19 protein-coding genes, 1 tRNA gene and 4 pseudogenes are annotated in these 21,904 nt (G+C 49.8%); 10 read left to right on the forward strand and 14 right to left on the reverse strand.

The window, feature by feature from the left end:
* Positions 1–111: 111 nt before the first annotated feature.
* From BZK41_RS08800 to BZK41_RS27500, 8 genes and pseudogenes are all read right to left on the reverse strand, one after another.
* A pseudogene (locus BZK41_RS08800) lies at positions 112–276 on the reverse strand (phage tail protein); the annotation flags it as partial.
* Between the two features lie 84 nt (positions 277–360).
* Positions 361–759 (reverse strand): annotated as a pseudogene (locus tag BZK41_RS08805) (lysozyme); the annotation flags it as partial.
* A pseudogene (locus tag BZK41_RS27735) lies at positions 737–1,015 on the reverse strand (HP1 family phage holin). The pseudogenes BZK41_RS08805 and BZK41_RS27735, both read right to left, overlap by 23 nt.
* A gap of 173 nt (positions 1,016–1,188) precedes the next feature.
* On the reverse strand, positions 1,189–1,998 hold the full coding sequence (locus BZK41_RS08815; RefSeq protein WP_079937919.1) for a class I SAM-dependent methyltransferase: 810 nt from the start codon (positions 1,996–1,998) through the stop codon (positions 1,189–1,191).
* Between the two features lie 1,197 nt (positions 1,999–3,195).
* Positions 3,196–3,432, reverse strand: coding sequence for a colicin Z C-terminal domain-related protein (locus BZK41_RS27685; protein ID WP_139762590.1), 237 nt, complete (start codon positions 3,430–3,432; stop codon positions 3,196–3,198).
* Between the two features lie 59 nt (positions 3,433–3,491).
* Positions 3,492–3,977, reverse strand: coding sequence for a hypothetical protein (locus tag BZK41_RS08820; RefSeq protein WP_139762591.1), 486 nt, complete (start codon positions 3,975–3,977; stop codon positions 3,492–3,494).
* A 235-nt stretch (positions 3,978–4,212) separates the two neighbouring features.
* Positions 4,213–4,288: transfer RNA gene (locus tag BZK41_RS08825), tRNA-Thr, on the reverse strand.
* Between the two features lie 954 nt (positions 4,289–5,242).
* Positions 5,243–5,639 (reverse strand): annotated as a pseudogene (locus tag BZK41_RS27500) (hypothetical protein); the annotation flags it as partial.
* A gap of 144 nt (positions 5,640–5,783) precedes the next feature.
* On the opposite strand from BZK41_RS27500, the gene BZK41_RS27505 reads away from it, so the two are divergent.
* The 4 genes from BZK41_RS27505 to roxA all read left to right on the forward strand — a co-directional run bounded on the left by BZK41_RS27505 (position 5,784) and on the right by roxA (position 9,494).
* Positions 5,784–6,059, forward strand: a complete 276-nt coding sequence (locus tag BZK41_RS27505) for a tyrosine-type recombinase/integrase (RefSeq protein ID WP_253193752.1) — start codon at positions 5,784–5,786, stop codon at positions 6,057–6,059.
* An 86-nt stretch (positions 6,060–6,145) separates the two neighbouring features.
* Positions 6,146–6,817, forward strand: coding sequence for a two-component system response regulator PhoP (gene phoP / locus BZK41_RS08850; protein ID WP_079938074.1), 672 nt, complete (start codon positions 6,146–6,148; stop codon positions 6,815–6,817).
* On the forward strand, positions 6,817–8,280 hold the full coding sequence (gene phoQ / locus BZK41_RS08855; RefSeq protein ID WP_079937921.1) for a two-component system sensor histidine kinase PhoQ: 1,464 nt from the start codon (positions 6,817–6,819) through the stop codon (positions 8,278–8,280). Before phoP ends, phoQ begins: the two co-directional genes overlap by 1 nt.
* A gap of 92 nt (positions 8,281–8,372) precedes the next feature.
* The gene (gene roxA / locus BZK41_RS08860) at positions 8,373–9,494 is read left to right on the forward strand and encodes a [50S ribosomal protein L16]-arginine 3-hydroxylase (protein WP_079937922.1); all 1,122 of its coding nucleotides are present in this window, start codon (positions 8,373–8,375) and stop codon (positions 9,492–9,494) included.
* Between the two features lie 102 nt (positions 9,495–9,596).
* Here roxA and pepT read toward each other — a convergent pair whose 3' ends face one another.
* Positions 9,597–10,823 carry a peptidase T gene (pepT, locus tag BZK41_RS08865; RefSeq protein ID WP_020996480.1) on the reverse strand — a complete coding sequence of 409 codons (1,227 nt, stop codon included), beginning with the start codon at positions 10,821–10,823 and terminating at the stop codon, positions 9,597–9,599.
* A 250-nt stretch (positions 10,824–11,073) separates the two neighbouring features.
* Here pepT and potA point away from each other — a divergent pair, with 250 nt between their 5' ends.
* The 5 genes from potA (at position 11,074) to BZK41_RS08895 (ending at position 15,545) form a co-directional block, all read left to right on the forward strand.
* On the forward strand, positions 11,074–12,210 hold the full coding sequence (gene potA, locus BZK41_RS08875; RefSeq protein ID WP_003030791.1) for a spermidine/putrescine ABC transporter ATP-binding protein PotA: 1,137 nt from the start codon (positions 11,074–11,076) through the stop codon (positions 12,208–12,210).
* Positions 12,194–13,051, forward strand: a complete 858-nt coding sequence (potB, locus tag BZK41_RS08880; protein WP_079937923.1) for a spermidine/putrescine ABC transporter permease PotB — start codon at positions 12,194–12,196, stop codon at positions 13,049–13,051. The genes potA and potB overlap by 17 nt, the downstream gene beginning before the upstream one ends.
* Positions 13,048–13,827, forward strand: a complete 780-nt coding sequence (gene potC, locus BZK41_RS08885) for a spermidine/putrescine ABC transporter permease PotC (protein WP_003030794.1) — start codon at positions 13,048–13,050, stop codon at positions 13,825–13,827. The genes potB and potC overlap by 4 nt, the downstream gene beginning before the upstream one ends.
* Before the next feature lie 27 nt (positions 13,828–13,854).
* Positions 13,855–14,901, forward strand: a complete 1,047-nt coding sequence (gene potD, locus BZK41_RS08890; protein ID WP_003030797.1) for a spermidine/putrescine ABC transporter substrate-binding protein PotD — start codon at positions 13,855–13,857, stop codon at positions 14,899–14,901.
* 137 nt (positions 14,902–15,038) lie between these two features.
* Positions 15,039–15,545, forward strand: a complete 507-nt coding sequence (locus tag BZK41_RS08895; protein ID WP_079937924.1) for a methyltransferase — start codon at positions 15,039–15,041, stop codon at positions 15,543–15,545.
* Between the two features lie 21 nt (positions 15,546–15,566).
* On the opposite strand, the gene cobB is transcribed toward BZK41_RS08895, so the two are convergent.
* From cobB to lolC, 5 genes are all read right to left on the reverse strand, one after another.
* Positions 15,567–16,388 (reverse strand): Sir2 family NAD+-dependent deacetylase, encoded by an 822-nt coding sequence (cobB, locus tag BZK41_RS08900; protein ID WP_079937925.1) that lies wholly within the window; start codon positions 16,386–16,388, stop codon positions 15,567–15,569.
* Positions 16,389–16,403: 15 nt separating this feature from the next.
* Positions 16,404–17,315, reverse strand: a complete 912-nt coding sequence (gene nagK / locus BZK41_RS08905) for an N-acetylglucosamine kinase (protein WP_079937926.1) — start codon at positions 17,313–17,315, stop codon at positions 16,404–16,406.
* 89 nt (positions 17,316–17,404) lie between these two features.
* Positions 17,405–18,649 (reverse strand): lipoprotein-releasing ABC transporter permease subunit LolE, encoded by a 1,245-nt coding sequence (gene lolE, locus BZK41_RS08910; protein ID WP_079937927.1) that lies wholly within the window; start codon positions 18,647–18,649, stop codon positions 17,405–17,407.
* A complete protein-coding gene (gene lolD, locus BZK41_RS08915) occupies positions 18,649–19,350 on the reverse strand; it encodes a lipoprotein-releasing ABC transporter ATP-binding protein LolD (RefSeq protein ID WP_003832278.1) in 702 nt (233 codons plus the stop codon). Before lolD ends, lolE begins: the two co-directional genes overlap by 1 nt.
* Entirely contained in the window at positions 19,343–20,542 is a 1,200-nt protein-coding gene (lolC, locus tag BZK41_RS08920) for a lipoprotein-releasing ABC transporter permease subunit LolC (protein WP_032934420.1), read from the reverse strand. Before lolC ends, lolD begins: the two co-directional genes overlap by 8 nt.
* Positions 20,543–20,803: 261 nt before the next feature.
* On the opposite strand from lolC, the gene BZK41_RS08930 reads away from it, so the two are divergent.
* Positions 20,804–21,868: an acyltransferase family protein gene (locus BZK41_RS08930; RefSeq protein WP_079937928.1), complete on the forward strand. Its 1,065-nt coding sequence runs from the start codon at positions 20,804–20,806 to the stop codon at positions 21,866–21,868.
* Positions 21,869–21,904 lie beyond the last annotated feature (36 nt).

A 21,904-nucleotide genomic window follows, 5' to 3' on the forward strand; every position in this document is an offset into this window, starting at 1 on the left:
CACCATTGGTATAGAATCATCTTTTAATAAGTGATTTTCAATTCGCAATAATGTGATCCATTTCACTCTAACTCTAATACACCATTCGTGACAATCCATCAGTTGTCATTTTCACATAACCACCTGTTCAAATATGGTGGTGGTGTACGTCACCCACATTGCCCCGACACTGACAGACCATTTCCGGCAGACCACGCGGATTTGTGTCCAGGTATATGGCGGCGTCCACAGAAATAACTTCACCCCGCCGTGGCGGGATAAAAAAGCTTCCATTTGAGCAGCCCACCAGCAATGTCAGCAGGAACAGGCAGATCACAGGTTTTTTCACGACGGAGAATCTCCCGATAGCTTCACAGGCTCCTTACGGTCGCCCGTATTGATCCGCTTATAGAACGTAGACGGAAAACAATTTCCGGGGCCGATGTTATATGGTCAGAAAGAAGCAATACCCGTTTTCTGCGGCTCAGTCAGCGGAGCTTTGATATTTCGCTCAACCCACGCCAGCGCCTTGTCGCGTTCTATGGCGTTCACCTGGGCGCATTTCTCAGCAGACAGCTCCATGCCCTGAACTATTGGCTTACCATCAACCATCGTGGCGCCACGGCAAATAGTCCAGAGTCCGCCACCGTCACGATACGCCATCAGACTATTACCCTCTTTCTCATCCAGAAACTGATCGAGAATCACGGGCGCGGAAGCCCCGGCAAGAATCAAACCAACAACCGCTGCGCTCAGTTTATTCTTCAGCTTTGGTGACATTGCCATTAAGCCGGTCCTCCCTTTCCTTTTTCCTGTAATAGCAGTTCACTGCACAGGTGATAACAGTGCATGCGATACCGACAATAATTGCCCAGTCGCTCAGGCTTAACCCTGCAATTCTGTCGGCCAACATCCAGGACACCTCTTTTGCTGTTTTTGCTGTTTCGGCATATGCCTTCGCTGATACACCGCAGCCAGTTAGCGTGGTTCCTGTTCCATATGAAAGTCTGTTTTAAATGGTGCTCATTCTGGTCATAGCTCTACCTCCGACTTTTCGGATGGCGTTGTATGTGATTAAAGGGTCAGGCTTCACGGGTTGGATTTATCAACAAAGCACGTAGCGGATGATTCCCGTGAGTCTGAAATGAAAAAGGCCGCCATGCGGCAGCCTCGATGTGAATGTGATTAATATTGGTAATTCTAACGAACTTAAGCTTTTCTTGCGACAGCCAGAAGATGCGACGAAATACCCAGCAATTCAGGAAATTCCTCAGTTAAGCGCAGATGCTTCAGCAACAGGGCCTTTTTGTCCTCTACCTGCATTATCTCATCCGTGTCAATGATGCTGGCAAACCCCTCTACAGCGAACATTCTGATATCCTGAAACCCGGTTTGCTGAAGCTCCTGCATAATTAATGACGGGGTATGGAAAAAAGCAGTAGTGAAATAATTTGGGGTGTTACAAGGGTTTTCATGGTTTCCCGTCAGCAGATCGGTTTCCACTATACGTTGAAACACCGGGTCATTTATAAACTGGTATTTATATCCATCCACCAGCGATGCTGAGCTCGATATATATGTAAAAATAGCTACGCCGCCGGGTTTCAGAACACGAAGACACTCCTCAATGCATTGCATCCTGTCAACGCTTTCCTGCAGGTGATACAGAGCCCCCATCAGCATCACCATGTCAAAAGTGTTACCATCCCATGGCAGTTTTCGCGCATCGCCGCAGGTGTACGATTGCAACTTGAAAGCACTTTGTTGTCCGCGCTGTCTGGCCTGCTCAATATGTTTGCTGGAAAGGTCCAACAGGTGTACATGATGCCCCATCTCTGCCAGCCAGAATGAATAAAAACCATTTGCGCCGGCAATATCAGCGATAAGCATAGGGGAAGGTGTTAAAAATCGCTTAATAATCTCCTGAGAGCGGATAAATTCCAGCTGATTTACCTTGAAGCGGTTTGCCTCATCGAAGTTACTCTCATAGAAGTCACAGACGCTTTCATTGTTTTCCATAACCAACTGTCTCCCAGGGAAAGTCCATATTAATCTGCTGTTTGGGTTCTTTGATTAAATTGTTTATTAAGTAACCACTACTAACACACTACAGCACTTTCTACAAGCACCCCAGGCTTCGCGATTCATTGCATCCAATAAGCACTTGTCCCGTCAGGACGCCGCCAGCCAGCCCTGTACCGGAAATCGGATCGGACATTTAGCACCCTCTTAATTGCTGTGAATCCTCTCAGGAATGAGGGGAAATAGGGTCAGACTTCACGGGCTGGATTTATCAACAAAACACGTAGCGAATGATTCCCGTGAACCTGAAATGAAAAAGTCCACCATGTGGCAGCCTTTAATAAATAAGATGGATTGTGCTCATAGGCTTATTGTTGCCATGTTGAAAAAAAGCCCATCTTTCAGGACAGGCTAACGGGGTGGTCAATGTTGATAATATTTATTATATTCGTGGCGCCGGGTGCCTCCCAGTGATTCTGCCCCGGCTTACAGAACCGCGTGAAACAGCGCTTACAGAGCTTTGCCAGACGCCCCTCCGCATAGGGGGATTCGCCACAAAAGAGAAGATAGATTTAATCTGAACAACAAACAACGACTGTCCTTTAGTTTTAGGAATTAGTTATTTTCTCTCTGCCATTAGATACAAAAAATCTACCGACTAAGAGCACTATGCTAAAACAACAAAAAAAAACCTGCTCGGACGAACAGGCTAAAAGTCTGTATGCGACTTGTAAAAGATTATTATGTGGTGCCCGATTCCTTTCAGTAAAACCGCCCCAGCCGGCAAGTTTCGTGAAGCAACTTCGGGCCTCAGGAGCCCTCGACTGGTCACCCTCCACATATAAGGACTCACCACAATTAAGAAGATAGATTTTATATTCTTTCGGTACAATATGTTATTAACTATTTTCAGAATTTTTTATCTTCCTGGTCGAACATACTTACCAATAAAGAGCGCCATCTAATCATGATGAAAAACTTAATGAACAATTTCTAAGTTAGAACTAAAATAAACCCCATAATCTAATTCAGGAAAGCAATATACCAGCCATATGGTTTATAATATACATTAGTCGCAAAAACATCATCATTAAATAAACAGCCTGAGCAACACAACAAAAGAACAGACAACATTCAATCACTTAGCACAGGTCGTCTAAAAAATTATCATTAAAAATATGTATTGTTTAATTTTTAGTTTGGAACAGTAACCGTTACCTGACTAAATATTGCTGAAAGTGATTTAAGCCTAATTTGATCGGTACCCGCACCATCACCTTCTATTGTATATTGCCCAGGCCCAATAGTTGAAGCTATCCTCGGTCCATCTGGCGTCAGATATCTAACCTGGACCTCAAAAGGTGACTCCTGAGATGAATCAAGAAATTCGAAACTGATTGAATATTTATTTTTCCCTACATAAGACTGCAAATCATATCAACTCGACCATCGTCCAATTTGGACTGGTATTTTTATATTGCGAAAACCACTCATAACTGCTCCTTTTTCACTTGAGAAGACTTATCAATCACAATAAAACAGAACCATGACAGAATGTAATAATAAAACCAAAGTAACATAGAATTTGTCACCAGCCTGATATAATCGATACTACCTATACTAAAACCAATGATTACATAAGAATAAATGCTTAGTAATATCTTAATTAAAATCCACAAAACAACAAAGATAAATGCCTGATGCAGTGGTTTGATATTCACCTTTGATACTTCGATCAAAGTAAAAACCATAACTAAAAAGAAAAAACACTGTTGCAACAGAAGACCAGTTAAGAAAGATGAGTCGTATAAGCCAGAAGATTCATCATAGCCTTCTAAAAAATACGACACCAGCATTACAAAGGGGAAAATATTAATTAGCGCACCAGTAATTATAAAAATCATAAGCGGATTTTTGCCAGCCAGATAACTCACTAACCCCTTAGATTTTACTTTCAACCATATAAATGATTTCATGCTTTTCAGCCGCATTATGATTACCAATATGACTATGCTTTAAAGGGTGCTATATCGTCAATATGCTTTTTTATACTTTGATAAAATCAGACATGCTCCAAAATAAACAATTTGATTATATTGGTATTAAATTATTACTTTGTTTACTGAAAGACTGAACCAGTCCTTACCAGAACGGAACATGAAACATCTGTCCGGACGAACAGGTGCAAAAGGGGTTATCATATATAACAAATGGTGCCGACTACCGGAATCGAACTGGTGACCTACTGTTTACAAGTCAGTTGCTCTACCTACTGAGCTAAGTCGGCATTGGACCGCCATTGAGGCCTCGCCCCCCCCCCCCGCTCCTACAACACTACGTCATATACTCTTCCAACTGAGTTAATGGCGGTTTGATGGTCCTTGCTGGGCTTGAACCAGCGACCGGCCGATTATGAGTCGCACTCTCTTGCCAACTGAGCTAAAGGGCCGGGAGAAGGATAATACATAGTTCACAAAGCCCATTCAAATAACGCCAGCACTACAGAATATTCAAATCACTGAAATGAAAAAGCTCCGCTTAGTTGTGAGGCCTTATTTTCTTGTGGACGATTGTGGATCGACGATATGACAGGTGTACTGGTGCTTTGCACCTCGCGAATACCCCTGTCGTATCGCCGGAAAGCAAAAACCCCGCGCTGGCGGAGTTCTCGTTATAATCAAATTGTTCGCTTTTCGTCGCTGCCATCGTGACGCAGCTCTGCCAATTATGAATTAATTATTCACTTTGCTGGCCCGTTTTCAAACGTTTTTAACATCATAAAGCACTTATAGCCAATTCTTACCCACGCCCTGTACAAATAACACTCAACAAATGAGCTATTCGTTACATAACGATCGCTTTGAACGATCGATAAATGAAAATCGTTCTGCAATACCAATTTTAATTGTGTGGTTATCACACGCAGACTCAGGGCCAAGCCTAATAAATGGAATTATCATGAGTCTTTATCACTACTTGGCCATATATATCGCGGGCTTCATCGCAATGTTTGCTTTGTTAGTTCGTGGGGATCGAGTACACGGCCTCGAGTTTGACCTGGCTGATACGTTGATACCCCCTTTCTGTGGCCCTTCTACTCTGTTGCTATTATCTGTATTCAGATTGATAAGCGGTTTAAACAGAATCGTTGCTAATAACCAGCTACCCCGGTTACTAACCGGGGTTATTGTTTCAGATTACTGACTCATCAGTCTCCCGCTCAGTTCCTCTTTTAGCATGATCAACCATCCTCTAACCCAGTTCTCATCTGGTTACGAACTGCAAGGATTGTTTTTGCTCTGAATATTTCCAGGCACCATCGCACGCGCTTTCTCGCCTCCCCGTCGGTTAACCATGGCGCAATCGCCTACAGTTCACGGGTTATGTCTGAGATTTTTTTTCGGGTGGTGTAATACTGAAGACCAACGATATAAACCGGATCATTTATATCCAGTGCCTGCAGCACGCAGCGCTCAACAAAGTCGACATAATCATTATGCAGGGCTTCATCAATTACACTCGCAGTGTGGCTGCGGCCAGAAAATACTGTGTGCCCTCTTTATTGCTTGCTGTCCACGAAACCCTTCTTCTCTCGCCTGATTTAACGCAACAGTGCATCGCTCCAGTGCCTTACCCGTCTGGTAGATATTGAGCATGCCGACATTTTGCATTACCGAAAGGAGTTATTAACCGGGACAATTATTACCCCGACAATGCCTAATCTGGCCTGGTAGGGCCAGCCCCCCTCAACATTCAATAAACAGATGGCGGTTTTATCAGAAATGCTTAAGCTCGCAAACCGAAGCCAGTTTATATTGCATGCTCCTTATGAAAGAGTGCCGCGACTCAAGTTATCTAAAAATGATCCCGTGCCATTTTTAGTTCATGAGTACCAGGCACTGATAGCCGCCCTTCCCCGTAACCAGGCATTAATCATCATTGTTGCCGTAAATACGGGGATGAGGCCGGGCGAGATATGCGCCCTGACATGGGAAGATATTGATTTTGTAAAAGGTGATATCCACATATCCAGAGCCCCCATGGCCGAGGGAGTATAAAGAAGTTATTTAATTTCATAGCGCTGCTTTCAATCCACATAATCAGCGTTAAACTATTCATACCATTATTTTAGGGAGAAACGATGATGCGCGTACTGGTTGTCGAGGATAATGCATTATTACGCCACCACCTCAAGGTTCAGTTACAAGATTTAGGGCATCAGGTGGATGATGCAGAAGATGCGAAGGAAGCGGACTATTATCTGAATGAACATCTGCCGGATATCGCGATCGTTGATTTAGGACTCCCCAATGAAGATGGTTTATCGCTGATCCGCCGCTGGCGCAGTAATGAGGTTTCGCTGCCGATTCTGGTATTAACCGCGCGCGAAGGCTGGCAGGATAAAGTGGAAGTCCTCAGCGCCGGTGCCGACGATTACGTCACCAAACCGTTTCACATCGAAGAAGTGGCTGCGCGCATGCAGGCACTGATGCGCCGCAACAGCGGTCTGGCATCGCAAATTATCTCCCTTCCGCCTTTTCAGGTGGACCTCTCTCGCCGCGAGTTATCCGTCAATGATGAAGTCATCAAGCTCACGGCGTTTGAATACACCATTATGGAAACACTCATCCGTAATAATGGCAAAGTGGTCAGTAAAGATTCGCTCATGCTGCAGCTTTACCCGGATGCCGAACTGCGCGAAAGTCACACCATTGATGTTTTGATGGGGCGTTTGCGTAAAAAAATACAGGCGCAATACCCGGACGACGTCATTACCACCGTGCGTGGCCAGGGATATCTTTTTGAACTGCGCTAATGAATAAATTATTGCGTCACTTTTTCCCATTATCGCTGCGATTGCGCTTTTTACTGGCAACTGCGGGCGTAGTGTTGGTGCTCTCACTGGCCTACGGCATGGTTGCTCTGGTGGGCTACAGCGTCAGTTTTGATAAGACAACCTTCCGCCTGCTGCGGGGTGAAAGTAATCTGTTTTATACCCTGGCAAAGTGGGAGAACGGCAAGATAAACATCGAGCTGCCTGAACATCTCGATATGCAAAGCCCAACAATGTCGCTGATCTATAACGAAAGCGGTGAATTGTTGTGGGCGCAGCGCAATGTTCCCTGGCTGACGAAAAGTATCCAACCGGACTGGCTAAAAACGAACGGTTTTCATGAAATTGAAGCCAATGTAGACGCCACCAGCACTTTACTGGGCGAAGATCACTCCGCTCAGCAGCAGTTAAAAGAAGTCAGAGAAGATGACGACGACGCCGAAATGACCCACTCCGTGGCGGTGAACGTCTACCCCGCCACTGCCAGAATGCCGCAACTGACCATTGTAGTTGTCGACACCATTCCTATAGAGCTAAAGCGCTCGTATATGGTCTGGAGCTGGTTTATTTATGTGCTGGTCGCCAATCTGTTGCTGGTCATTCCGTTGTTATGGGTAGCCGCCTGGTGGAGCCTGCGGCCGATTGAATCGCTGGCGCGTGAAGTCCGTGAGCTTGAGGAACATCATCGTGAGATGCTAAACCCCGCCACCACACGCGAATTGACCAGCCTGGTTCGCAATCTCAATCGGCTTTTAAAAAGCGAACGTGAGCGCTACGATAAATACCGCACCACGTTAACCGATCTCACCCATAGCCTGAAAACGCCACTGGCGGTACTGCAAAGTACGCTGCGCTCAATGCGTAATGAAAAGATGAACGTCAGCGACGCAGAGCCTATCATGCTGGAACAAATCAGCCGTATTTCCCAACAGATAGGCTATTACCTGCATCGAGCCAGTATGCGTGGCAGCAGTGCCCTACTCAGCCGCGAACTGCACCCGGTCGCGCCGTTACTGGATAAGCTCACCTCGGCGCTGAATAAGGTGTATCAGCGTAAAGGCGTCAACATTAATCTCGATATCTCGCCCGAAATCAGCTTTGTGGGCGAACAAAATGATTTTGTCGAAGTGATGGGTAACGTACTGGATAACGCCTGTAAATATTGTCTGGAGTTTGTCGAGATTTCGGCGCAACTGTCCGAGGATCAACTGCATATTCTGGTTGAAGATGATGGTCCTGGTATTCCGCAAAGCAAACGGGAAGTGGTGTTTGACCGTGGACAGCGCGTAGATACGCTACGTCCAGGACAAGGCGTCGGATTGGCTGTAGCGAGAGAAATCACCGAACAGTATGACGGGCAGATTATTGCAGGTGATAGCCTGCTGGGTGGCGCGCGCATGGAAGTTATTTTTGGCCGCCAGCAGCCGGGCCAGAAAGACGAGTAATCGTCGCATGTAATAAATATGTACTGACTTCACGCTTGAGGTTAAGTATCCGTTATAATCGGTTGCAGATACCAGCCTGCGGGATGCTCACTATGGAATACCAACTCACACTTAACTGGCCCGATTTTCTTGAACGCCACTGGCAGAAACGCCCGGTGGTCTTAAAACGCGGGTTTAACAACTTTATTGATCCAATCTCTCCTGACGAACTGGCTGGACTGGCAATGGAAAGCGAAGTCGACAGCCGACTCGTCAGCCACCAGGACGGTAAATGGCAGGTTAGCCACGGTCCCTTCGAAAGTTATGACCATCTTGGCGAGAACAACTGGTCTTTGCTGGTGCAGGCGGTCAACCACTGGCACGAACCTACCGCAGCGCTGATGCGCCCGTTCCGTGAATTACCGGACTGGCGTATCGACGATCTGATGATTTCTTTCTCTGTTCCCGGCGGCGGCGTTGGCCCACACCTGGATCAGTACGATGTATTTATCATTCAGGGAACCGGTCGTCGTCGCTGGCGCGTAGGCGAAAAACTGCAGTTGAAGCAGCACTGCCCTCACCCGGATCTTCTTCAGGTCGACCCGTTTGAAGCCATCATTGATGAAGAACTGGAACCCGGCGATATTCTGTACATTCCACCGGGATTCCCGCACGAAGGTTATGCGTTAGAAAACGCGATGAACTATTCGGTTGGTTTCCGCGCGCCAAACACTCGCGAGCTGATCAGCGGGTTCGCCGATTACGTTTTGCAACGCGAACTGGGCAGCACCTATTACAGCGATCCTGACCTGCCGCCGCGCGATCATCCGGCAGATGTTCTGCCCCAGGAGATGGATAAGCTGCGCGAAATGATGCTGGGTCTGATTAATCAGCCAGAACATTTCCAGCAGTGGTTCGGTGAGTTTATTTCTCAGTCTCGTCATGAGCTGGATATTGCCCCGCCTGAGCCACCGTATCAGCCAGACGAAATTTACGATGCCCTGAAGCAGGGTGATGTGTTAGTGCGTCTGGGCGGATTGCGCGTATTGCGCATTGGCGACGACGTCTACGCTAACGGTGAGAAAATTGATTCGCCGCATCGTCCTGCCCTGGAAGCGCTGGCCAGTCATATTGTGCTGACGGCTGAGAACTTTGAGGATGCGCTGGAAGATCCGTCTTTCCTTGCTATGCTTGCCGCGCTGGTCAACAGCGGGTACTGGTTCTTCGAAGGGTAATACGGACTGTGCCTGATGCGACGCGATGCGTCTTATCAGGCCTACTGGAGTGAATTATTGTAGGCCGGATAAGCAAAGCGCCATCCGGCAACTACACATGCTTTATTTTTGTTTCGCGGCCAGTTCAGCAATACGCACAATCACCTGCACCGCTTTTTCCATTCCTTCCAGAGTTACAAACTCATGTTTACCATGATAGTTGTAGCCGCCGGTGAACAGATTCGGACACGGTAATCCCATAAACGACAGCTGCGCGCCATCAGTGCCGCCACGGATCGGTTTCAGCACCGGCTCAATATCGCAATCGCGCATCGCCTGCTGAGCGATATCCAGCACGTGCGGATGCTCAATCACTTTTTCGCGCATATTGTAGTAACTGTCTTCAATCACCAGTTCGATATAGCAGTCCGGGTGTAACCCTTTGCCGACCTTCTTGGCGATATCCATGATCTTGCGTTTACGCGCTTCAAACTGTTTACGGTCAAAATCACGAATAATGTAGTGCATATCCGCCCGATCGACCGTCCCTTTCATGCTCGCCAGATGATAAAATCCTTCGTAGCCTTCCGTCTTTTCCGGGCTTTCATCTGCCGGAACCTCTGCATGAATTCGCGCCGCCAGCGACAGCGCATTCACCATCACCCCTTTTGCGGTGCCGGGATGCACATTGTTGCCAACAATTTTGATATTAACCGACGCGGCGTTGAAGTTTTCAAACTCCAGCTCTCCCACGCCACCACCGTCAACGGTATAAGCCCACTGCGCATCGAATGCCGCAACGTCAAAATGCTTCGCCCCTTTCCCCACCTCTTCGTCCGGCGTAAAGGCCACGCGGATATCACCGTGCGGAATATCTTTTTGGATAAGCACAGCCAGCGCGGTCATGATTTCCGCCACGCCTGCTTTATCATCCGCTCCCAGCAACGTTTTACCGTCAGTGGTGATCAGCGTTTGACCCAAAAGTTGATGCAGCACCGGGAACATCACTGGCGATAAAACTTCATCACCAATGCCTAACGCAATATCGCCACCGCGATAGTTTTCAACGATTTGCGGATTGACATTTTTACCGCTGAAATCCGGTGAGGTATCCACATGGGAAATAAAACCAATCGCGGGAATATTGCCAGCAACGTTAGCGGGTAACGTTGCCATCAGCGTCCCTTTTTCGCTCAGTGAAATATTAACCAGCCCCATCTCTTCAAGCTGTTGTTTTAGCAGTTGTAATAACTTCCACTGTCCCTCTGTGCTGGGTACCTGCCGCACGCCCGATTTTGATTGGGTGTCCAGCGACACGTAGTGTAAAAAACGCTCAAGTAGTTTATCCATGCAGTCACCCTCACTTTTTGTGACAACATTATCAATAAGCAACAAAAGACAAATATTGCGTCAGGTCACTTTTATCCCCGCAAGTGAGAATATTTCGCCCTGACATCCCCTCTGACTATAGGGCTAAGTCAGTAATTCGCAACAAGGATTGGCGATTACAATGGTTTGCCGTAGAATAACGGCCCTCATTAAGAGTCATCAAGGTGGTTAACCACAAACCCCGCATCGGTCAGCCATCCGTTGCGTTTACATGGGACAGAGTAAAAAATTGAATAAACAACCGCGTTCGCTTTCTCCACTGGTGCAATTAGCGGGAATTCGCAAAAGTTTCGATGGTAAAGAGGTGATTTCCAGCCTGGATTTGACCATCAATAATGGCGAGTTTCTTACGCTGCTTGGCCCCTCTGGCTGCGGTAAAACAACCGTTCTTCGCCTGATTGCCGGTCTGGAAACGGTTGATTCCGGTCATATTATGTTGGACAACGAGGACATTACTCACGTTCCTGCGGAAAACCGCTACGTGAATACCGTCTTCCAAAGCTATGCGTTATTCCCCCACATGACCGTATTTGAGAATGTGGCCTTTGGTTTGCGCATGCAAAAAACGCCCGCAGCCGACATTTCTCCCCGCGTTACCGAAGCCCTGCGCATGGTGCAACTGGAAGAGTTCGCCCAGCGAAAACCGCATCAACTTTCCGGCGGACAGCAGCAGCGCGTAGCGATTGCCCGAGCTGTGGTCAATAAACCCCGCTTACTTCTGTTAGATGAATCCCTCTCTGCGCTGGACTACAAACTGCGTAAGCAGATGCAGAACGAACTGAAAGCACTGCAGCGTAAGCTTGGAATCACTTTTGTCTTTGTCACACACGATCAGGAAGAAGCTCTGACCATGTCCGACCGCATCGTGGTGATGCGCGATGGTAAGATTGAGCAGGACGGTACGCCGCGCGAAATCTACGAAGAGCCAAAGAATCTGTTCGTCGCCGGGTTTATCGGCGAGATCAATATGTTTAACGCCACGGTGATTGAACGCCTGGATGAACAGCGTGTTCGTGCTAACGTCGAAGGCCGCGAGTGCAATATTTATGTCAACTTCGCGGTGGTTCCAGGACAAAAACTGCACGTCCTGTTACGCCCTGAAGATTTGCGCGTTGATGAAATCAATGATGATAATCATATCGAAGGCCTGATCGGCTACGTGCGCGAACGCAACTACAAAGGCATGACGCTGGAGTCGGTTGTGGAACTGGAAAATGGCAAGATGGTGATGGTCAGCGAATTCTTCAACGAAGATGATCCTGACTTTGACCACTCGCTCGACCAGAAAATGGCAATTAACTGGGTAGAAAGCTGGGAGGTCGTACTGGCTGATGAAGAGCACAAGTAAATTCCAGAGTGTGGTGATCTTCACCATTGTCGGTTGGCTTGTGTTATTTGTCTTTCTGCCCAACCTGATGATCATCGGCACCAGCTTTTTGACCCGCGACGACGCTAATTTCGTCAAAATGGTCTTTACGCTGGAGAACTATACGCGCCTGCTCGATCCGCTCTATTTTGAGGTGCTGGTTCACTCCCTCAATATGGCGCTGATTGCCACGTTCGCCTGTCTGGTACTCGGCTATCCGTTTGCCTGGTTTTTGGTGAAACTGCCGGAAAAAGTGCGTCCGCTGCTGCTGTTCCTGCTGATTGTTCCGTTCTGGACCAATTCCCTTATTCGCATCTACGGACTCAAAATTTTCCTCAGTACCAAAGGCTATCTCAACGAGTTTCTGTTATGGCTCGGCGTTATCGATACACCCATTCGCATTATGTTTACCCCCAGCGCGGTGATTATTGGGCTGGTATACATTCTGCTGCCGTTTATGGTGATGCCGCTCTACTCCAGCATTGAAAAGCTCGATAAACCGCTGCTGGAAGCCGCACGTGATTTAGGCGCCAGTAAGCTTCAGACTTTCACCCGCATCATTATTCCGTTGACGATGCCGGGGATTATCGCCGGATGCCTGCTGGTCATGCTGCCCGCAATGGGGCTGTTTTACGTTTCCGACTTAATGGGCGGCGCGAAAAACCTGCTGATTGGTAACGTAATTAAAGTTCAGTTCCTGAACATCCGCGACTGGCCGTTCGGTGCCGCCACCAGCATTACGCTGACCATCGTGATGGGGCTGATGCTGCTGATCTACTGGCGCGCCTCCCGTTTGCTGAATAAGAAGGTAGAACTCGAATGATCGGTCGACTGCTTCGCGGCGGTTTTATGACCGCTATCTACGCGTACCTGTATATTCCAATCATCATTCTGATTGTGAACTCCTTTAACAGTTCGCGCTTTGGCATCAACTGGCAGGGTTTTACTACCAAATGGTACGGCCTGCTGATGAATAACGACAGCCTGTTGCAGGCGGCGCAGCACTCGCTGACGATGGCGGTGCTATCCGCCACGTTTGCCACCTTGATCGGTTCACTCACTGCGGTTGCTCTGTACCGCTACCGTTTTCGCGGTAAACCGTTCGTCAGTGGCATGCTGTTCGTGGTGATGATGTCGCCGGATATTGTGATGGCAATATCTCTGCTGGTGCTGTTTATGCTGATCGGCATTCAACTGGGCTTCTGGTCGCTGCTGTTCTCGCATATCACTTTTTGTCTGCCTTTTGTGGTGGTGACGGTTTACTCACGCCTGAAAGGTTTTGATGTCCGCATGCTTGAGGCGGCTAAAGATTTGGGTGCCAGCGAAGTAACTATTCTGCGCAAAATAATACTGCCACTGGCTATGCCTGCGGTGGCTGCGGGTTGGTTGCTGAGCTTTACGCTGTCGATGGATGATGTCGTTGTTTCATCTTTCGTCACCGGACCGGGTTATGAAATTTTGCCATTAAAAATCTACTCAATGGTTAAAGTCGGCGTATCACCAGAGGTAAACGCGCTGGCGACCATTTTGTTGGTTCTGTCGCTGGTTATGGTGATTGCCAGCCAGCTTATTGCACGTGATAAAACCAAGGGCCGTTAAGGCCCTTAATTCAGGGGACGTTAAATGATGAAAAAATGGTCACGCCACCTGCTCGCGGCGGGTGCTCTGGCACTGGGCATGAGCGCCGCTCACGCGAATGACAACAACACGCTCTATTTCTATAACTGGACTGAATACGTCCCACCGGGTCTGCTGGAACAGTTCACCAAAGAAACCGGCATTAAGGTTATCTATTCGACCTACGAGTCGAATGAAACCATGTACGCCAAGCTCAAAACCTATAAAGACGGCGCATACGATCTGGTGGTTCCGTCCACCTATTACGTCGATAAAATGCGTAAAGAAGGCATGATCCAGAAGATCGATAAGTCGACGTTGACCAACTTCCATAATCTCGATCCGGAAATGCTCAACAAGCCGTTTGACCCGAACAATGACTACTCCATCCCGTATATCTGGGGCGCAACGGCCATTGGCGTCAACAGCGATGCTATCGATCCGAAAACCGTGACCAGTTGGGCCGATCTGTGGAAGCCGGAGTACAAAGGCAGTCTGCTGTTAACGGATGATGCACGAGAAGTGTTCCAGATGGCGCTGCGCAAGCTGGGATATTCCGGCAATACCACCGATCCTAAAGAGATTGAAGCCGCCTATAACGAGTTGAAGAAGCTGATGCCTAACGTCGCGGCATTTAACTCTGACAACCCGGCCAACCCGTATATGGAAGGCGAAGTTAATCTGGGGATGGTGTGGAACGGCTCCGCATATGTTGCGCGTCAGGCGGGCACACCGCTGGAAGTGGTTTGGCCAAAAGAAGGTGGCATTTTCTGGATGGACAGCCTGTCTATTCCGGCTAACGCGAAAAACAAAGAAGGTGCGCTGAAGCTGATTAACTTCCTGCTGCGCCCGGACGTGGCGAAAGAAGTCGCAGAAACTATCGGTTACCCGACGCCAAACCTGGCAGCACGCAAGCTGTTAAGTCCTGAGGTCGCGAACGACAAAACGCTCTACCCTGACGCTGAAACTATCAACAAAGGGGAATGGCAGAACGATGTTGGTTCCGCCAGCGCTATCTATGAAGAGTATTATCAGAAGCTAAAAGCAGGACGCTAATACTCGTGCAACCCGGCAGGCGTCGCTGCGCCGGGTTGCTACCTGCCAATCCCTACTTTTTACGCCTTTCGACTGATTCCCGCGCCCCAGTTTCTGGCTATGCTTACAGTATTCCAGGCTGGCTTCTGAGGCTTCCAATGGCAACGCTCTGGCTGCTACTTGAGTTGGCTAATCTGACCGTATTTACGCTGGTGATTCTCCCGCGTAAGCAGCCGGTAAACGCTCGTCCTTTGCTACCTGTCACCGCAACCCACCTGCTACGGCTCACCTTTTTAATACCGATCCTGGTTTTTGGTTATAGCCTGTTTTTCAGTCATCAGATTGGCCCGGTGGAGTGGGGATGTCTGATTCTGGCGATCGTCGGTAACGCGCTGGTCATCAAAGGAAAATGGGATTTGGGGGAGAGCCACACGTGGACTGGCTACTATTTACCCCGCGCAAAAAGGGTTACGAGCGGCATTTTTGCCTGGATTGCGCACCCCATGTATACCGGAATTATTCTGGTCATTATCTCGTGCAGCCTGGTTTACATTACCCGACTACCCATGTGGCTGAGCGCACTGGGTCTGATCTGTTGTTTTTACATCGTAGGATTTTTGATTGTGGCGGCCCTGCGTGAGGACCGCCAGCTTGTACAGGCTTAAACAGTATTATCCGGATAGCCGTTACAGCCCTTTCAATAACTTCTCAACGAACTTAGGCACCACCTGGCTTGCCGGACCGTAATACTTCTCTTCAAACTCGCTGCCTACCTGGCTCGGCTCGAGATTTAGTTCTACCGTATGCGCCCCATGCAGCCGCGCCTCATGCACAAAACCGGCTGCCGGATAAACATGTCCCGATGTGCCAATCGCAATGAACACATCTGCCATTGCCAGCGCCATATAAATCTCATCCATGCCCAGCGGCATTTCACCAAACCACACTACGTGTGGTCGCAGCGGTGCCGGAAACTGGCAGCAATGGCATTTATCTTCCGGGGTCACATCGCCCGTCCACTCCAGAATCTGCCCGCTTTGCGAACAGCGAACTTTAAGCAGTTCGCCATGCATATGGATAACGTTCTGGCTGCCCGCACGCTCATGCAGATTATCAATGTTCTGCGTCACCAGTAAAAAACGGTCGCCCAGCTCAGCTTCGAGTTTTGCCAGTGCGATATGCGCCGCGTTGGGCTGGATTTCTGGCTGTTGCAACTGATGGCGACGGGCGTTATAAAACGACTGAACCAGCTCCGGGTTTCGACTAAATCCTTCCGGAGTCGCAACGTCCTCAACCCGATGTTCTTCCCAGAGACCATCCGCCGCGCGGAATGTTCGAATTCCTGACTCAGCGGAGATTCCCGCTCCAGTCAGTACCAGCACTCTTGGTTTTTCCATCAATTCAGGCACCACTCTGTCTCTGAAAAAGATTCGTTGACGCAGGCGATCGCGCAAATGGCGTTTATTTTTACGAAAGCGGCTTAACCGATGACCCCGACGCGACAGCATAACAACCTCTTTGTATTAATCGGTAAGATGTAGGAAAGCAGCCCCGCGCATCCCGCCAGCATCACCGTGCCGTGCCTGCTCAATACGCGGTACCCGGGCAACCGGCAGCAGATGACGTGGCAGTCGGTCCGTCAGTTGCGTCGTAATCGCGGTAAAATTCGACAAGCCTCCGCCAATCACCACCAAATCAGGATCGACGATAGTCAGGATATTCCCAAGACACACCGCCAGCAAATCCAGATAGCGTTCAACGTGGGCACGCGCGTGTTCATCGCCCTGCTCCCACAGCGCGATAATTTCGCGGGCATCCAGCGGTTGATGGTAGTAATGCTGATACAACCACGCAAATCCACCGCCGGAAAGATAACTTTCGATGCATCCCAGTTGACCGCATCCGCAGCGGCGCAGCGGGAAATCAAAGCCCATCAGCGTCAGCGCATCGACAGGCAAACGAATATGACCAAACTCGCCGGTGATATAGCTGCGTCCGGTGATGGATTTCCCGTTAAGCACCAGGCCGCCGCCGACGCCCGTACCGAGGATCAACCCCATCACCAGCGGATATTGGGTAAACTCGTCATCCCAGGCTTCGGAGAGAGCAAAACAGTTCGCATCGTTATCCAGACGCACATCGCGGTCAAGGCTAGCGCTGAGATCGGCGCGGAGCGGTTTGCCACTGGCGGCAGGAACGTTGGCCGCGTACAGCGTGCCGTCTTCCGTTTCCGGCATACCCGGAATGCCGATGCCTACCGAACCTTTGATGCCGAACCGCTGGTCCGCTTCCGTCACCAGATTGCAGACCGCATCAAGGAAAGCGTCGTAGCTGTCGCGAGGCGTAGGAACGCGAGTTTCCCATTGCAGACGACGTTGCTTATCAAACACGCCCAGCGCAATTTTGGTCCCGCCGATGTCAAATCCGTAATACATCACCGCTCCTTGATACACGTCATCCTTCAAGATGCCTCTGCGTTTGCTACGCCTTGATGCAGCATGAATGCTTTAGTGTATTATTGTTGTTATTGGCCGCTAAGTACTCTCGCAGGATCAATATTGCTGGCGCGACGCGCCGGATACCAACTCGCTAAAAGACTCAGCACGAGTGCTGTCACCAGCACGTAAATCACATCCAGCCAGTGTAATTCCGATGGCAGGAAGTCAATGAAATAGATATCGCCGGACAGGAACTGATGGCCGATAATCGCCTCAATCCCGTTTATGATCGGCGTCAGTTGCAACGAGACAACCACTCCGATGACAACGCCTATCAGGCTACCGAACAGACCCGCCAGCAGGCCGTACCAGACAAAAATGGCACGGATCAACCCATCTTTCGCCCCGAGGGTTCTTAATACCGCAATATCGCCGCTTTTGTCTTTTACCGCCATCACTAACGTGGAAACGATATTAAAACAGGCCACGCCAATCACCAGCACCATCGCCAGATACATAATGGCGCGGATCATCTGAATATCGCGGTACATATAGCCGTAGGTGCCGATCCAGCTCTTAATGTAAACATAGTTATTGGTGACTTCCCCCGCGTCTCGCACCAGCTTATTGGCGTTAAACACGTCGTTAACCTTCAGCGCGATCCCGGAAATGCTGGTTCCCATATCCAGATATTGCTGCGCATCTTCCATTGGGATCATGGCAAAGCTGTGATCGAGCTGACCGCTCAACTGCAGAATTCCCGTAACGTGCAAACGCACACGTTTAGGCTGCTGTAACTTATGATCCGCGCTGGCGTTAGGGATCATAATCGACACCCAGTCGCCCTGCTTCACCTTCAGCGCATCGGCAATACCCTTACCAATGATGATTTGTTGTTCACCAGCTTTGAAATTATCCCAGGCGTGGTTTTGCACGAAGGATGGCAGCGCGCTTAAACGCTGTTCCTGTTTCGGGTCAACGCCCTTCACCTGCACCGCGCGTAAGTTCGCCCCGCTCTCCACCAGTCCGGTAAAGTTGATATAAGGCGCCGCGGCGACAATACCCGGCACTTTTTGTACTTTGTCGAGCGCTTCCTGCCAGTTATTCCACGGCTGATTTACGGCTTCAATCTCTCCGTGTGGGACTACGGCCAGAATACGGTTGTTCAGCTCACGCTCAAATCCGTTCATGGCACTTAAACCAACGATCAACACAGCCACACCCAACGCGATGCCAACGGTGGAAATCACAGATATCAGCGAAACCATACCGCCGCGCCGCCGACCACGGCTAAAGCGCAGACCAATCAATAATGATAAAGGCGAAGCCATTACTCAGCTCCCATCAGGCTCAGTTCAGCCGTCAGGCGGCCATCGCGCATTTCAAGCTGGCGGCTCATCCGCTTCGCCAGTTGCAAATCGTGCGTCACCACCAGGAATGCCGTACCCTGAGAGCGGTTCAGCTCGCCCAAAAGCTCGAAAATGCTGTCCGCGTTACGCGCATCCAGGTTACCCGTTGGCTCATCCGCCAGGACCAGACGCGGGTTATTCACCAGCGCACGAGCGATGGCCACACGCTGGCGTTCGCCGCCAGACAGTTCAGACGGGCGATGACTGGCACGATGATCCAGCCCTACCGCTTTCAGCATATCCCGTGCGCGCTCGGTTATTTCAGCCGGTTTTTTCTTGCCGATCAGCAGCGGCATCGCTACGTTTTCCAGCGCGGTAAAATCCGGCAGTAGATGGTGGAACTGGTAAATAAAGCCCAGCTTCTGATTACGCAGTTCCGCTTTCGCCGCCGACGAGAGCTTGCTCATTGGCTGACCGCTAAAAATGACGTCGCCGGAAGTCGGGGTATCCAGCCCGCCTAACAGATGGAGCAGCGTACTCTTGCCGGAGCCGGAGCTGCCGACAATCGCCATCATCTCACCTTCGCCGACGCAAAAACTGACATCATGCAGTACATCGGTCTGCACAGTGCCTTCCTGATAGCGTTTGCACAGGTTGTCGCATTGCAACAGGATCTTATTCATAACGTAAAGCCTCAGCGGGTTGAGTGGCGGCAGCGCGCCAGGAAGGATAAAGCGTAGACAGCAGCGCGATGGCCATCGCCACCAGCGCAATGACGATAACCTGCAGCGGTTCAATGGCGACCGGCAACGCAGCACCATCCAGCAGCACACCAATAATTGGCATTAAATTGTTCAGTTGGCTGGCAAGCAATGCACCCAACACAGCGCCCAGCAGCGCGCCAATCACCCCGGCACTGGCCCCCTGAACCATAAACACCATCATTATCTGCCGCGGCGTCAGCCCCTGCGTTTGTAAAATCGCCACTTCCCCTTGCTTCTCCATTACCATCAAACCCAGCGAGGTAATAATATTAAAAGCCGCCACCGCCACGATCAGACTAAGCAGTAGCCCCATCATGTTCTTTTCCATGCGCACGGCCTGGAACAGTTCCCCTTTGCGCTCGCGCCAGTCCTGCCATTTGGTGCCTTGCGGCAGCGTTTGCTGGCTCAGCGTGTCAACTTTCAACGGTTCGTTCAGCCACAGACGCCAGCCAGTGATATTGCCCACCGGATAGCGCATCAGGCGCGAGGCATCCTGAATGTTGGTCAGCATCTGGTAGCCATCGACTTCGCTGTTGGCGGCGAAGGTGCCAATCACCGTAAACAGACGCTGGCTCGGCAAACGCCCCATCGGCGTAAACTGGCTGGCTGAGGGCACCATCACGCGAATTTGATCGCCACGATTAACGCCCAGCTGCCCGGCAAGCTGCTCGCCGAGGATGACATTATACTTACCCGGTTGCAGATCTGTTTGCTTCACATTGACCAGATACGGCGTTAACGGATCTTTTTGCGCCGGATCGATACCGAGCATCACGCCAACCGCCACGCTACGCGCGCTTTGCAGCACCACATCTCCCGTAGTGATGGGGGCAACGCGGTTGACGCCGTTCAACACCACCGCTTTTTCCGGCAGTTGTTGCGGGTTGAGGGAACCCTGTTCAGACGAGAGAACGGCCTGAGGCATCAGGCCAAGAATATTGTTTTGCAGCTCGCGCTCGAAACCGTTCATCACCGACAACACCGTGACCAGCGCCATTACCCCGAGAGTAATGCCTATGGTGGAGAGCCAGGAAACGAAGCGACCGAAGCGATCTGCTGCACGCCCACGCATATAACGCAGGCCGATGAATAGAGCGACAGGTTGGTACATGAAATCCGTCTGGTTGCTGTTAGCAAAGTCACGAGTATATAAGCGAAAGCGGAATGGGTAAATGACTGAACCGTAAGTGTTCGTCAGCACTATTCCTAAAAGTATAAATAAATCAATTCGCTAAAGTTGTCCCTCTTCCCTTCAGTCCGGGTCCCTGATCTTTATCTTAAAAAAACAAAATGCAGACAGTTACGCATTACAGCGCACAGCGGGTTGCGCAGGATGGCAGGCTATAGCCAACAATATGGATACGCCGTCTCGATGAACAAAAAAGAACTATGGATTAATCAAATCAAAGGGTTATGTATTTGCCTGGTGGTGATTTACCACTCGGTAATCACGTTTTACCCACACCTCACTACTTTTCAGTATCCGCTTTCAGAGCTGCTGAGCAAATGCTGGATTTACCTCAATTTGTACCTGGCGCCATTTCGCATGCCGGTGTTTTTCTTTATCTCGGGATATCTGATCCGTCGCTACATTGATAGCGTCCCGTGGACAACCTGCGTGGATAAACGAATCTGGAGCATTGCCTGGGTGCTGGTGCTTTGGGGAGTGGTGCAATGGCTGGCGTTAGTAGCACTCAATAACTGGCTGGCTCCACAGCGCGATCTGAGCCATGCTGCCAACGCCGCTTATGCCGATTCGATCACAGGTTTTACCCACGGAATGCTGACCGCCAGTACCAGCTTGTGGTATCTGTACGCGCTGATTGTCTATTTTGTTCTGTGTAAAATTTTCAGCCGCTGGGCGGTGCCGCTGTTGGCGTTATTTGTGGTGCTGAGCGTGGCGATCAATTTTATCCCGACGCCGTGGTGGGGAATGAACAGCGTGATTCGCAATCTGCCCTGGTACAGCCTCGGTGCATGGTTCGGCGCAACGCTGATGGTATGGATCAAGGAGGCGCCCCTGCGCCGCCATGCGGTCATTGTTCTGGTTAGCGCAATCGCCGCCGTCGTCGCGTGGCTGGCAAATATCTCACTATTACTTTCTCTGCTTTCCATTGTGCTGATCATGAAGCTGTTTTATCAATTTGAGCTGCGCTTTGGTATGCGTGAGTCCGGCCCGTTAAGCGTCATTGGTGCCAATACCATCGCCATCTACACTACCCATCGAATTCTGGTTGAGCTGTTCAGCTTAACGCTAATCCCCAAAATCAATCATGCCGCCTGGCCTGCCTATGCAGAGCTGGCCCTGCTGCTGGTGTATCCGTTCGCCTGCCTGCTGCTGTGCACCTTGTTTGGTCTGTTGGTACGTAAAATTTCGCAAAAAACAGTGGCCGACCTGCTCTTCTCCCCGCCTTCTTTATCAACCGCCTCACGCTAACCCCTACGCGCTTTTTGCCCCCATCAGGGGGCGAAT

The organism is Citrobacter sp. A316, from assembly GCF_002042945.1.
GTDB classification, from domain to species: Bacteria; Pseudomonadota; Gammaproteobacteria; order Enterobacterales; family Enterobacteriaceae; genus Citrobacter; species Citrobacter portucalensis.

Coding starts and splice junctions, on each gene's coding strand:
- lolC (WP_032934420.1), bottom strand. CDS start 20,542: ATGTACCAACCTGTCGCTCTATTCATCGGCCTGCGTTATATGCGTGGG.
- pepT (WP_020996480.1), bottom strand. CDS start 10,823: ATGGATAAACTACTTGAGCGTTTTTTACACTACGTGTCGCTGGACACC.
- lolD (WP_003832278.1), bottom strand. CDS start 19,350: ATGAATAAGATCCTGTTGCAATGCGACAACCTGTGCAAACGCTATCAG.
- potD (WP_003030797.1), top strand. CDS start 13,855: ATGAAAAAATGGTCACGCCACCTGCTCGCGGCGGGTGCTCTGGCACTG.
- cobB (WP_079937925.1), bottom strand. CDS start 16,388: ATGCTGTCGCGTCGGGGTCATCGGTTAAGCCGCTTTCGTAAAAATAAA.
- phoQ (WP_079937921.1), top strand. CDS start 6,817: ATGAATAAATTATTGCGTCACTTTTTCCCATTATCGCTGCGATTGCGC.
- potC (WP_003030794.1), top strand. CDS start 13,048: ATGATCGGTCGACTGCTTCGCGGCGGTTTTATGACCGCTATCTACGCG.
- potB (WP_079937923.1), top strand. CDS start 12,194: ATGAAGAGCACAAGTAAATTCCAGAGTGTGGTGATCTTCACCATTGTC.
- phoP (WP_079938074.1), top strand. CDS start 6,146: ATGCGCGTACTGGTTGTCGAGGATAATGCATTATTACGCCACCACCTC.
- BZK41_RS08895 (WP_079937924.1), top strand. CDS start 15,039: ATGGCAACGCTCTGGCTGCTACTTGAGTTGGCTAATCTGACCGTATTT.
- BZK41_RS08820 (WP_139762591.1), bottom strand. CDS start 3,977: ATGAAATCATTTATATGGTTGAAAGTAAAATCTAAGGGGTTAGTGAGT.
- BZK41_RS27505 (WP_253193752.1), top strand. CDS start 5,784: ATGCTTAAGCTCGCAAACCGAAGCCAGTTTATATTGCATGCTCCTTAT.
- BZK41_RS08930 (WP_079937928.1), top strand. CDS start 20,804: ATGAACAAAAAAGAACTATGGATTAATCAAATCAAAGGGTTATGTATT.
- potA (WP_003030791.1), top strand. CDS start 11,074: ATGGGACAGAGTAAAAAATTGAATAAACAACCGCGTTCGCTTTCTCCA.
- BZK41_RS08815 (WP_079937919.1), bottom strand. CDS start 1,998: ATGGAAAACAATGAAAGCGTCTGTGACTTCTATGAGAGTAACTTCGAT.
- lolE (WP_079937927.1), bottom strand. CDS start 18,649: ATGGCTTCGCCTTTATCATTATTGATTGGTCTGCGCTTTAGCCGTGGT.
- nagK (WP_079937926.1), bottom strand. CDS start 17,315: ATGTATTACGGATTTGACATCGGCGGGACCAAAATTGCGCTGGGCGTG.
- roxA (WP_079937922.1), top strand. CDS start 8,373: ATGGAATACCAACTCACACTTAACTGGCCCGATTTTCTTGAACGCCAC.